We start from the raw sequence: 12432 nt of genomic DNA, 5'->3' as shown, positions 1-12432 counted from the left end.
TGAGTTGGCTGGGTCCTGACAGGACTCGGCCCTTTTTTATATGCAAAGGAAAAGGGGACGGACATGGAGATAATGGGTTTTGCGGCTGGGCCGTATCAAACCAATTGTTACCTCGTTGTAGAAGGAAAACACGTGACCGTGGTGGATCCAGGTATGCATACAGCTGAGGCCATCAATGGATACTTAGTGGAAAACGATCTAGAGCTGGATCAGATTATTCTTACGCATGGTCACATCGACCATACGCGTGACGCGGGTACGTTGGCGGCTCAGCACCATGTGCCCGTGTTCATTCACCAATCAGATGCTTTCATGCTTAAAGACGGCGCAGGGGTGTCCGCAGAGTCACAGGTGCTTTTCGACGCCTTCAACATGACTCCAATCGGGGACCTTCGGTTTTATGGTGACGGTGACTGTGTCACCATGGCTGGTCAAGAGTTTGAAATCAGGCATGCTCCCGGCCACTCGCCGGGGAGCGTCCTGCTGGTAGGGCAGGAGTACTGCTTCGTGGGCGATGTGGTGTTTAAAGGATCCATCGGCCGAACGGACCTGCCGCAGTCGTCGCCAAGTGATATGAATGCGACGTTGACGAATGTGGTGTTGGAATTGGACGATACACTCATGCTGCTCCCGGGCCACGGTCCTACCACTTCCATGCGTGCAGAGCGTACGACCAACCCGTACTTGCTACAGGCTGCGCGAAACTAGTTGCGTTGGGTGCTTTTGCACTAAGCTTGTTATTCGTGACTGAGAAAAAGAAGCTGCAAAAGATTTCCGCACCGAAGGGTATTCCTGAGTATTTTCCGCCGGCATCGCCGGAGTTCATTGCTGTTAGGGATACCTTCGCGCATCAGGCCCACCTGGCGGGCTACGAACACATTGAGCTTCCAGTTTTTGAAGACACCACCTTGTTCGCACGTGGCGTTGGCGAGTCCACGGACGTAGTATCCAAGGAAATGTACACCTTCGCTGACCGCGGTGGTCGGTCCGTGACGCTGCGTCCAGAAGGTACGGCAGGCGTCATGCGCGCCGTCATTGAGCACAACATGGATCGTGGCCAGCTACCGGTCAAGCTCAACTACTACGGTCCTTTCTTCCGCTACGAGCGACCTCAAGCTGGTCGCTACCGTCAGCTCCAGCAAGTAGGCATTGAAGCTATTGGTGTAGACGATCCCGCGTTGGACGCTGAAGTAATTGCCACGGCGGATCGCAGCCTCAAGGCTATTGGCCTTAGCGGCTACCGACTCGAGCTGACGTCCTTAGGTGATAACACCTGCCGTCCGCAGTACCGAGACATGCTGCAGGAATTCTTATTCAAGCTGCCTTTGGATGAGGAGACTCGCCACCGTGCCGAAATCAACCCACTGCGTGTGTTGGATGATAAACGCCCTGAGGTCAAGGAAATGACCGCGGATGCCCCGTTGATGTTGGATCACCTGTCGGACGAGGCCAAGGCACACTTCGAGACCGTGACTGGTCTGTTGGACGATATCGGCGTGGAGTATGTCATCAATCCCCGCATGGTCCGTGGTTTGGATTACTACACCAAAACTTGTTTTGAGTTTGTTCACGATGGCTTGGGCGCGCAGTCCGGTATTGGTGGCGGCGGCCGCTATGACGGCCTGATGGCACAGCTCGGTGGTCAGGATCTATCCGGTATTGGCTACGCGCTTGGTGTTGACCGCTGCTTGCTGGCGCTTGAAGCAGAGAAGAAGGCCATGACGGATGGGTCCCGCGTGGACGTTTACGGCGTAGCCATGGGCGCTGATGCCAAACGCGCAATGATCAAGATCATTGAGCAACTTCGCAGTTCCGGCATCAAGGCAGACATGGCTTTTGGTGATCGTGGTCTCAAGGGTGCGATGAAGGGCGCTGATCGAGCTGGTGCAAAGGTTGCGCTGGTATTGGGCGACCGTGAACTCGAGAACGGGACCATCGCAGTCAAGGATTTGCGTGCGCACCACCAAGAAGACGTGGCGCTGGATAGCCTTGGTTCGGTTATCAAGCAGAAGCTGCAGGTCTCTTAGCTTCTCCGAAGAACGGTCACCAGCTTTAGCTGGTGGCCGTTCTAGCATTCAGTGAGGTTAACTGGGAACCCTAGGTTCACAGCCAAACCGCCGGTGGCGGTTTCTTTATACTTGGTGAGCATGTCGCGGCCGGTTTCTGCCATGGTCTTGATGACGTCGTCAAGCGAAACTAGGTGCTGGCTGCTGGACAGGCAAGCCATGCGAGCCGCGTTGATGGATTTTACTGCGCCTATAGCGTTGCGCTCGATGCACGGAACCTGGACCAAACCACCAACGGGATCACAGGTAAGGCCTAGGTTGTGCTCCAAGGCAATCTCCGCTGCATGTTCCACTTGGTGGGGCGTTGCGCCCAAGATCTGTGCGAGTCCTGCTGCGGCCATGGCGGATGCTGAACCCACTTCACCTTGGCACCCAACTTCTGCGCCAGAGATCGAGGCATTGCGTTTGATAATCATGGCCACGGCGGCCGCAGCGAGGAGGAATTCTCGGTGGGTGGTTGCGTCGAATTCATCGCGGAAATCGCGCGCGTAGTGCAAAACCGCTGGAATGATTCCGGCAGCACCGTTGGTAGGGGCCGTGACAACACGTCCGCCGGCCGCATTTTCCTCATTCACGGCTAACGCATAGAGGTTGACCCACTCCATAGCCCACAGTGGATCATCGTCTTTTCTGTGGAGGTGTGAGTTCACATACTCAAAGAGCTCCGGTGCGCGACGGCGAACGTTAAGGCCGCCGGGCAACGTTCCGGTAGTGGAGATACCAGCCTTGACGCAGCCAGACATGGTTTCCCACACTTTGTCCAGATGTTCCTCTATTACTTCGGCACTGCCATGTTCAGCAACCTCGTTGGCCATCACGATGTCGGGAATGCTCATGCCGGTTTCATCTGCGATGGCGAGCAGTTGCTGAGCATTGTTGAACTGATAGGGGTGACTAGCCCTGCGCTTCTGAGTGGATGCACCCGCCCCCAGATCTTTGTCGCGGCTCTGAGAGGTGAACTCTTCATGGTCAAGCACGAAACCACCGCCGACTGAGTAGTAGCGATGCGGGTTTCGTTCACTGCCCCAAGATTCTGGGAGGTTGTCCATCCTGCTGTCATCAGTAACCCAAAAACTCAGGGCGTTGGGGTGCTCATCAAGGGGCTGAGGATCTGAGAAAAACTGGTACTTAAGACAACCTAGCGGACCGCTGATAGTTCCACGGGTGGGAATCTCAGAACCGTAAGCGGGCTCTAAGTCACTGGGGACGGTGGTCGGTTCATAGCCGGCGAGGCCGAGAATGACGGCACGATCAGTACCATGGCCTTTACCGGTTGCGGCCAGCGATCCGTGGATAACGAAATTGATTGTTGCATCCTCGCTGCGATCGTGGAGGGTTTTCTCAGCAAATCGCTTCGCCGCGCGCATGGGGCCTACGGTATGCGACGAGGACGGGCCAATACCAATGCTGAAAAGATCGATCGCAGAAATGAACAAATGCTTCTCCTCTTAACTTGAAACTTGACCCAAGTATAGGGAGGAGAAGCTGCGACTGGGGGAGTTGGTTGGTGAAGAATTATAGACCCGATAGTTTAGGATCACTTAATCTAGAAGTCGCTTATCTATCAGCGCAGGTGACCGATGTTTGGGGCAGAGTTAGCCAACCAGTAACGATCCCAGTTCCCGAGCTGCTCGCTTTAACCGGTCCGAGAGCGCCTCTGATAGGTTGTCGAGGTCATCATCTTTAGAGATGAAAATACCTGTTGGCACGATAGCGCTACGCAAGTACGCGAACAGCGGGCGTACAGCGTACTCCAACACAAGAGCGTGACGTTGCGAACCTGCAGTAGCTGCGATAATCACCGGAGTGTTCACCAAAGCCGTAGGGGAGAAGACGTCAAAGAACATTTTGAACAGTCCGGAGTAGCTGGACTGAAAGACAGGAGTAACGGCAATGATGGCATCTGCCCCCGCAACGGTATCAACTGTCTGTTTCAGTGCAGGTGTGAGACTTCCGTTACCGGTCATGGCGTCGGCTAAATCATGCGCTAAGTCTTTGAGCTCAACGGTGTAGATAGCGGCGTCGTCATCGTTTGCCTGGAGTTCTGCTTTCACCGCGTTACCTATCGCACTGCCAACCCTCGTGGTACGAGATGGTGAGGATAAGCCAGCAGAGATAACAATGATCGTACGCATAATCACCCAGTGTATCGGAAAGGGAAAACACCCAATAATCCACCATTGGATCAGGAAAGGGAACGCTGTGCAATAAAGCTCTGCACCTTTGGGTATGAGTCCACGGGCTAGCCTGCATGAAATTGCTGGGTTAAGGACGATCTTTGGTGTTGAAATTGATCCAGAATGGCGGTGAACAACGTCAGCACATAAGTATCACCGCACATCGCTAAGTGGGCCAGCGCCTGTTGTTCGCTGGCTGAGCAATCACTCATGGCGCAATCTCTTAAGTGAGTTTTCACACGCCACCTTCTACCGTTGAGTCTATTGCAGGGTGAAGGCATGTGCGCTGTAGAGGTTGCGCCCTGAGATTTGCACGCGCATGCCCTTTAGCGGGGATAATAAAACCCATGGATTCTGCGCACTTGAAGCAAACTTTGGACAAGGTCAAGCCCGTTAAAGTTAATGTGCTTGCGGCTAAATCCATCCTGGCCGTGTTTGACGCGGATCCGGGAGACATGCGCCTAGGGCCGCGGGTGAGCTTGGGGGACAACACGGGTAGTTTTTATCTCTTTGACCCGCAAACCATAACCTGGCCGCCAGCCCTCTTTCTTCGCGCTGAGTTTGATCGGCGACCAGACGACAACGACGGCTACTTCCCGCCACACCAGGCGTACGATACGAAGGACGTTGCTCTAGGCGTTCTTCGTAAATACGTAGATCAAGCGGAACAAGCACTGGCTTTGGCTGATGACGCGAGAAGGCTTCAGCGTGGGGTGCTATCCCGATTGAGCGCGAGTTTCGGCTTTGGGCCATCTGTAAAACAAATGGAATCAAGTGCGTCAACGCTACATGATCTCTTGTTTTCACCAGAATTTGAGGCCGTGGAGCACAAAGCAACGGCAATCATTGGTCGTGCACAGAGAGCTCACGCTGCGCAGAGCAACGGCGTAGCCCTTTTTGAAGGCGCCCATGGAATTGATCCACACTACGTTCGGGCCGCTCAGAACCATATTCTCAGTAGTTTAGGGCTGTCCGGTGCCGTGCTGGATACCCTTGATCGCAAGTACGTTGTTCCGGCGCACGAGCTTGTTCGAGAAATACACCAACACCCATACTCAATCAGCAAACTGCATGCTGAGGCCCAACACTTGCTTCGTCAGATTGCGGTAAGTAAGGCTAATGCTCTGGTGCAAACGATGCCGATCGAGAAGCTTAAGGAAGTCACGAAAGATCGACTCCGCTTCAACGGACTCGATGATATTGGTGTGCGCACGGTAGCAGATGTTTTGCACCAGTCTGTAGAGCGTCTCACGCAGGTACCAGGCATTGGTGAGCAAACTGCACTCAGGATGAAAGCAGCAGCTCAAACTCTTTTTTCGGAAGCATCTGCACTGCCCGTTAAGACCATTGGAGACTCCAAAGATCCAACGACGATGGGGCTGCTCAACGTACTCGCTAGTTTCGGTGCCGCCCACCAGATCACGCTCGAGCAATCAGAGCGCCGCGACCGGTTGATCTCTTATTTTTCCGAGTTCCCTCAACAACTGTCCATGACCGGCGGGCCCTTCCTCGTGGTCAAAGTAGGCGATTCTTATTTTGACCAATTTGTGGAAGATATCGCATGGGCTCAGGCCACCCCGAGAACGTTCTTGCCCAGCCGTAGTGTGGATCTACCGGACGATCTTTGGGCGGACTACCTAGCGAACCCCGCGCACTACCAGACGCTCTTAGCTAACCTCATGGCATCCGGCGGTCTTGGCAAAGGCGAAGACACTGGGTTCGGGCTTAATGGAGGCACTTTAACTGCTATCCGCTCGTTTAGCTTGGACCTTTCCGCCATGAAGGACATTCAGCTCCGCGGTTATCAGAGCTTTGGCGCTAAATATTGTCTGGTCCAAAAGAAGGTGATTTTGGGTGACGAGATGGGTTTGGGCAAAACGGTTCAGGCCCTAGCAGCAGCCGCGCACATCAGCGCCACGTATTCCCAAAAGGAATTCGGCCATTACTTGAGCGAGCTGTTGCCCTTCTCCGACGCCGAAGAATCAAAGTCAAACCCAGCAACCAAGATCCACGAGCTGGATTACTCGTATTCCGATGCCAACGATGATTTGTCATCAGCGAAGGGTGTGCATGCACCGGCTGAAGCGCCGATCATTGCAATTGTGCCGGCTTCGCTTATCGTCAACTGGAAACGAGAAGTGGAGAAGTTTACAACTCTCACTGTGCACGTGGGCCACGGAAATCAGAAAGACGACGCCATATCGATGTGGCGCGAGCAGGGCGGAGTGCTCATCGTTACCTATGAGGGGGTACGCTCCACCGAGCTTGGGGCTTGCAGCCTGCTCATCGTCGATGAAGCACACATGATTAAGAATCCGCAGGCACAGCGGTCTCAAGCGGTGGCGCGTTTAATTGGCTTATCCCAGCGGGCCATATTGATGACCGGCACTCCGTTAGAAAACCGTGTTAGTGAGTTCGCTCAGCTAGTTTCCTATATCAACCCGGAACTGCTGGGGGATGGCGAAAAAATGCGGCCGAAGGATTTCCGGGCGTTGATCGCGCCCGTATATTTGCGGCGTAACCAAGTGGATGTTCTAGATGAGCTCCCGGAAAAACTAGAGCACTTGGAATGGGTAGAGCTTAGCCCTGAGGACCAGAAGAATTACGTTGCCGCTATCGAAAGACGAAACTGGATGCAGGCGCGTCGAGCAGCCATGATGGCACCAACGCCGCTATCTGCAAAAATCGAGCGGATGCGAGAAATCATCCAAGAGGCAACAGAAGACGGCCGCAATGTGTTGATCTTCAGTTACTTCAGGGACGTTTTGGATCGTTTGAATGGCGAATTTGCGGCGCAGTGCGTTGGGATTATCAACGGTGACGTTCCGCCCGTGAAGAGACAGCACCTAGTCGACCAGCTTGGTAAAGCAGGAAATGTGTTACTTGCTCAGATCGGTGCCGGTGGAGTTGGTCTTAATATCCAAAAGGCCTCTGTGGTGATACTTGCTGAGGTTCAGGTAAAACCCACGATTGAAGATCAGGCTATTGCTCGTGCGCATAGGCTTGGCCAAGTGAGCGTTGTTAACGTGTATCGCCTGATTGGTGACGAAACTGTTGATGAGCGGCTGTTGGAGATCACAAGCCGCAAGCGTGCAATCTTTGACCGCTTTGCTCGTGAATCGAATGCGGCGGACATACCAGACGCAGTTGATATCTCAGAGTCTGACTTGGCAAAGCAGATCATTGAACAAGAGCGATTGCGCCTTGGCCTGGATGACAGACTGGAAGTTGAGGAAAAGAAAGAAGCACCGCTTACGGATTTACCGTAGGCAGTGCTCCTGAGGTGTGGAACTACTGACTCTTAGGAGTTGTAGACATCACGACCAAGAGTGTCGCAAGCGCTCATCTTTCCCTCGCGGTAACCGGTGAGAAATGCGTTTTGACGCTGTTCAGAGGTTCCGTGAGTGAAGGTGTCTGGGCGTACCTCGCCGGTCGCACGCTCTTGGATGTTATCGTCGCCAACCGCACGGGCGGCGGTGATGGCATCGCGAACCTGATCCTCGGTAACCTCCTCAATCCACTTGGTCTCGCCGGAAGAAGCATAGTTAGCCCACATACCCGCGTAGCAGTCAGCTTGAAGCTCGATGCGTACGGCACCAGAATCGGCTCCTGGATCGTTGTAGTTGGACAGGCTTAGGGTGCCTTCCAATTTCTGGATGTGGTGGGCGAACTCGTGTGCCACGATGTACATCTGCGCAAATGGTGTGTTCTCGCCACCGTATTGGGTGAGAGAGTCGAAGAACGTTGGCTCGAAGTACGTACCATTATCACCGGGGCAATAGAACGGGCCGGTCTGGTTAGATGCGGTGCCGCACGCAGACTGGGTTGTACCGTCGAACACCACTACTTCTGGGCGCTGATATTCGATGTTGGCCTGCTTTGGTAACTCTTCGGTCCAGAAGTCATCAACGGATAAAGCGGTGTATTCGATACGGCAGTCGGTGTACTCGTTTGCTGTGTCGCTGGTATCGCAGTGATCAAGGGAACCGGAGAACTCGCCGGAGCCCTGGCTTTGGCCGCCCCCGACAATTTGACCGACTTCTGCTGGGTTGCCGCCTAGCAACAGGAACAGGCCCACGAGGATCAGTGAGCCAATGCCACCGCCAGCTGCGATACGGCCACCGCGGCCACCACCACTTGTGTATGCGCGGTTTGAGGGTTTCTTCATACCTGAGCGAAATGTCATGCCAAAATCATGCCATAAAAATATGGGCAATAGTTGGCGAGCCTTAGAGATAACTGAGATTTCGAATCCTCGGGAATTGGCCTAAATCCCTGAGGGGAATCTCATGTCTCAGCAAGTTTGCAGCGCTGCGAAGATATTTCGTCAACACGCAACAAGCTTGCGTATACGGTGCAGCGGTTGCTGCTGGGGCGGTGTGTCTCCTGAGTGTGGGCTAATCGTAAGACTGTCTCCCTGACAGAACGGTTCCTAGCAGACGGGGTCATGAGATGGAGATCACTACGTAGACGTCATTGAGGGGGTGCTGCGGACCGCAGGTTTAAGGTTTTCCCGCGGAGCGGGGTAGGATATTTGCCCTAGAACTCTTAGTTGAACACCACGCTTGTGAAAAACGTCTCAGGAATTTACTCCTGTAACTTTTTTACGGCAGTTGTACTCAACAGAAGAATGTTTGTTGCATCAGGAAATCTGCTCCCAAAAAGCGGATAGTAATGTGGCTACATTGACATGATTTCAACGTTCATTGAAAGGAATTGGTGCACGTGCTGCGCACTCATCTCGCCGGCGAGCTCCGTAAGGACATCGCAGGCCAGACCGTAACCCTTACTGGTTGGGTATCCCGCCGTCGTGATCACGGTGGCGTGATCTTCATCGATCTGCGTGATTCCTCTGGTATCGCACAGGTCGTCTTCCGTGAGAATGAAGTAGCTGAGCAGGCACACCACCTGCGCAGTGAGTTCTGCGTCAAGGTCACCGGAGTTGTGGAGCCTCGCCCAGAGGGCTCCGAAAATCCAAACCTTGCATCCGGCGAGATCGAGGTTAACGTAACTGAACTCGAGGTACTTAACGAGGCTGCAGCCCTGCCGTTCCAGATTGATGATGCTTCGCAGTCTGGTGAGGTTGGCGAGGAAGCCCGCCTGCGTTACCGATACCTCGATCTGCGTCGTCCAGCCCAGTCCAACGCCCTGCGCCTGCGTTCGAAGGCAAACCAGGCTGCTCGCCGAGTACTCGATTCCCACGACTTCGTTGAGATCGAGACCCCAACCCTCACCCGTTCCACCCCAGAGGGTGCCCGTGACTTCTTGGTGCCTGCGCGCCTTAAGCCAGGCTCTTGGTACGCTCTTCCTCAGTCGCCACAGCTGTTCAAGCAACTGTTGATGGTTGCTGGTATGGAGCGCTACTACCAGATCGCTCGCTGCTACCGTGACGAAGACTTCCGCGCTGACCGCCAGCCAGAGTTCACCCAGCTCGATATCGAAATGAGCTTCGTGGATCAGGAAGACGTTATTGCGCTTGCAGAGGAGATCGTTGCCGAGCTGTGGAAGCTGATCGGCTACGAAATCACCACCCCAATTCCTCGCATGACCTACGCCGAGGCAATGAAGAAGTATGGCTCTGACAAGCCTGACCTGCGCTTCGACATCGAAATTGTCGAGTGCACTGAGTTTTTCAAGGACACCACCTTCCGCGTATTCCAGAACGAGTACGTTGGTGCCGTTGTGATGGAGGGTGGCGCATCGCAGCCACGCCGTCAGTTCGACGCATGGCAGGAATGGGCCAAGCAGCGTGGCGCTAAGGGACTTGCTTACATCACCGTTGGTGAAAACGGCGAGCTGGGTGGCCCAGTTGCAAAGAACATCACCGACGCCGAGCGCGAGGGAATTGCAGCTCACGTTGGCGCAAAGCCAGGAGATGCGATCTTCTTCGCTGCTGGTGACACCAAGAGCTCCCGTGCCTTGCTGGGTGCTGCCCGTGGTGCAATCGCTGAAAAGTTGGGCCTGATCAAGGAAGGCGACTGGGCCTTCACGTGGATCGTCGACGCACCACTGTTCGAGCCTGCTGCAGATGCAACCGCTTCTGGCGATGTTGCTCTGGGGCACTCCAAGTGGACCGCTGTTCACCACGCATTCACCTCGCCTAAGCCAGAGTGGATCGACAACTTTGAAGAAAACCCTGGTGAGGCTACCGCTTACGCTTACGACATTGTCTGCAACGGCAACGAGATCGGTGGAGGTTCCATCCGTATTCACCGCCACGACGTCCAAAAGCGTGTCTTTGATGTGATGGGTATCGGCGAGGAAGAAGCTCAGGAGAAATTTGGCTTCCTGCTGGATGCATTCGCATTCGGTGCGCCACCTCATGGCGGCATCGCATTTGGTTGGGACCGTATTGTGTCTCTGCTGGGTGGATTCGACTCCATCCGCGACGTTATCGCTTTCCCGAAGTCTGGTGGCGGTGTAGACCCTCTGACTGACGCACCAGCTCCTATCCCAGCGCAGCAGCGCAAGGAGACTGGCGTGGACTTTAAGCCTAAGAAGGTCGAAGGTAAGCAGGCCTAAAAGGTTTAGCGCACAAGGTTCGGCTCGCGGTGGATCATTTCAGATCTGCCGCGAGCCTTTTGTTTGGCAAACTCAATGCTGGCTGTCAATTCTGAAGGATAGCTGCCATTATCCGGCAAAGACGCTATTAAGGTGTGTGTCTTAGCTAAACCACAGTCTTTCTGTTTACACTTAGGTGTTAAAGTTCGCGCTTACCCCACATTATTTGTCTTAACTGGATCCGGTTGTGCAGGTTTGGTTAGTTCAAAGGGGACGCACCCTGACCATAAAGTGGTGGGGACTAAGGAAAGGAGCTAAAGGTCGTGGCTACGAACGAACCGTTCACTCAGAATAATGAGGGGGCGTCGATGATGGACGAGGTATTAGCGTCTGCAGATGTGGCTAAGACAAGCTTCCTTAACATGAATCCTGACTTGGCAGGTACTGAAGTCACAGAATCTGTGATCGCAGACATTGTGGAAACCGCTGAGCAACTGCTGTCACAACGGTTTGGTGGCTCGCAGAAGCTTACTGAAATCAAACAGCTCAGTGGCTCGGGTGGTGCGGTTGTGTTGCGCGCTCGCGTGGCTCCATCGCCGTTCCTTCAACAGCGCAGTGTTGTGCTCAAACACATGCCACCCACAGGGTTTGCTTTTGACCAGTCCACGCTCATGCGTGAGATCGTTGCCTACCAGTTCACCACGTCTTTGTCCGAGGATTCTCGCCCTGGGCCTGTGTTGTTGGCACACGATGTAGAAAAGAAGCTACTAGTCATCACTGACTCCGGTGACGGTGACACTTTCGCTGAGTTGTTGGAAACACGCAACGAAGATCTCCGTGTAGCGATTTTGCGTAATTTGGGTGAAGCGATTGGCAAGATGCATGCTGCGACGTTCAACAAAGAGCAGGATTTCCAGATCCTTCTCAAAAGAATTCTTACCAAACACCCCGGCGGGATAACCGTTTATGATTTCCGGGAACGCCTGCTCGTAGCTTCGATCAAAATTGGTGAGCATATTCTTCGCAATGCTGGTTTCACCATCAACCCAATTGTGAGCGACTTCGCGTCTGATGCCTCTCGCCGGTTGATGAGTGGCCACCATCGCGCGTTCACCCCGTTTGATCTTTCGCCAGACAACATCATTGTTTCTGAGCGCACTCATTTCCTTGATTACGAGTGGGCGGGCTTCCGTGACGTTACGTTTGATATCGCCTGTGTCATTGCTGGTTTCCCGCAGTTCCCGTTCACGCGTCCGATTAGCGATGACGAGGCGGACGTATTCATCGAGGCGTGGGTACAAGAAGTCTCGGCCATATGGCCAAATGTGAATAACTCAACGCGGCGCAGTGCGCGTATCGTTACGGCGATGGTGGGCTGGGCTATGTCCAGTCTGGCCATGATGCATTTAGGAGTCGATGGTGATGCCTTCAATGAACTCCTCGACGCGGATTTCGAGGTTAACTCAGAAAACGCAGAGCGCATCGCTGAGAGCTTGACCCCAATCACTCAGCAGATCTTCTCAGATCAGCGTGCCAATGTCAGTGAGGAATGCCTGACAATTCGGGAAGACCTCCGGGAGACTTTTGAAGCTATGGCACGGTTTGCGTCACGTCACGAAGATGCCCGCTTTGCGGACGTTGCAGCATTCGCAAGCGAGGTCACGGCGCACCTTATGGCAAAGCGTTAA

The 12432-nt window shown here is 54.0% G+C and carries 8 protein-coding genes; 5 read left to right on the top strand and 3 right to left on the bottom strand.

Translation table 11 applies throughout. The features are described 5' to 3' along the window. Positions 1-63 precede the first annotated feature (63 nt). On the top strand, positions 64-708 hold the full coding sequence (locus tag ACXM2N_RS06675; RefSeq protein ID WP_458487120.1) for an MBL fold metallo-hydrolase: 645 nt from the start codon (positions 64-66) through the stop codon (positions 706-708). 35 nt (positions 709-743) lie between these two features. Next, complete coding sequence (hisS, locus tag ACXM2N_RS06670; protein WP_458487118.1) at positions 744-2027, top strand: histidine--tRNA ligase; 1284 nt, start codon at positions 744-746, stop codon at positions 2025-2027. 41 nt (positions 2028-2068) lie between these two features. Here the strand turns inward: hisS and ACXM2N_RS06665 are convergent, their stop codons facing one another. Further along, positions 2069-3502 carry an L-serine ammonia-lyase gene (locus tag ACXM2N_RS06665; RefSeq protein WP_458487116.1) on the bottom strand — a complete coding sequence of 478 codons (1434 nt, stop codon included), beginning with the start codon at positions 3500-3502 and terminating at the stop codon, positions 2069-2071. A 159-nt stretch (positions 3503-3661) separates the two neighbouring features. Further along, complete coding sequence (locus tag ACXM2N_RS06660; protein WP_458487114.1) at positions 3662-4201, bottom strand: CE1759 family FMN reductase; 540 nt, start codon at positions 4199-4201, stop codon at positions 3662-3664. A 389-nt stretch (positions 4202-4590) separates the two neighbouring features. On the opposite strand from ACXM2N_RS06660, the gene ACXM2N_RS06655 reads away from it, so the two are divergent. Next, on the top strand, positions 4591-7512 hold the full coding sequence (locus ACXM2N_RS06655) for a DEAD/DEAH box helicase (protein ID WP_458487112.1): 2922 nt from the start codon (positions 4591-4593) through the stop codon (positions 7510-7512). 32 nt (positions 7513-7544) lie between these two features. Here the strand turns inward: ACXM2N_RS06655 and ypfJ are convergent, their stop codons facing one another. Further along, on the bottom strand, positions 7545-8429 hold the full coding sequence (ypfJ, locus tag ACXM2N_RS06650) for a KPN_02809 family neutral zinc metallopeptidase (RefSeq protein ID WP_458487110.1): 885 nt from the start codon (positions 8427-8429) through the stop codon (positions 7545-7547). Positions 8430-8968: 539 nt separating this feature from the next. Here ypfJ and aspS point away from each other — a divergent pair. Next, complete coding sequence (gene aspS, locus ACXM2N_RS06645; protein WP_458487108.1) at positions 8969-10765, top strand: aspartate--tRNA ligase; 1797 nt, start codon at positions 8969-8971, stop codon at positions 10763-10765. A gap of 401 nt (positions 10766-11166) precedes the next feature. Then, positions 11167-12432 (top strand): phosphotransferase family protein, encoded by a 1266-nt coding sequence (locus tag ACXM2N_RS06640; protein ID WP_458491056.1) that lies wholly within the window; start codon positions 11167-11169, stop codon positions 12430-12432.

Source organism: Corynebacterium sp. ZY180755, from assembly GCF_054331495.1.
This window is presented reverse-complemented; position numbering and strand designations above follow the sequence as displayed.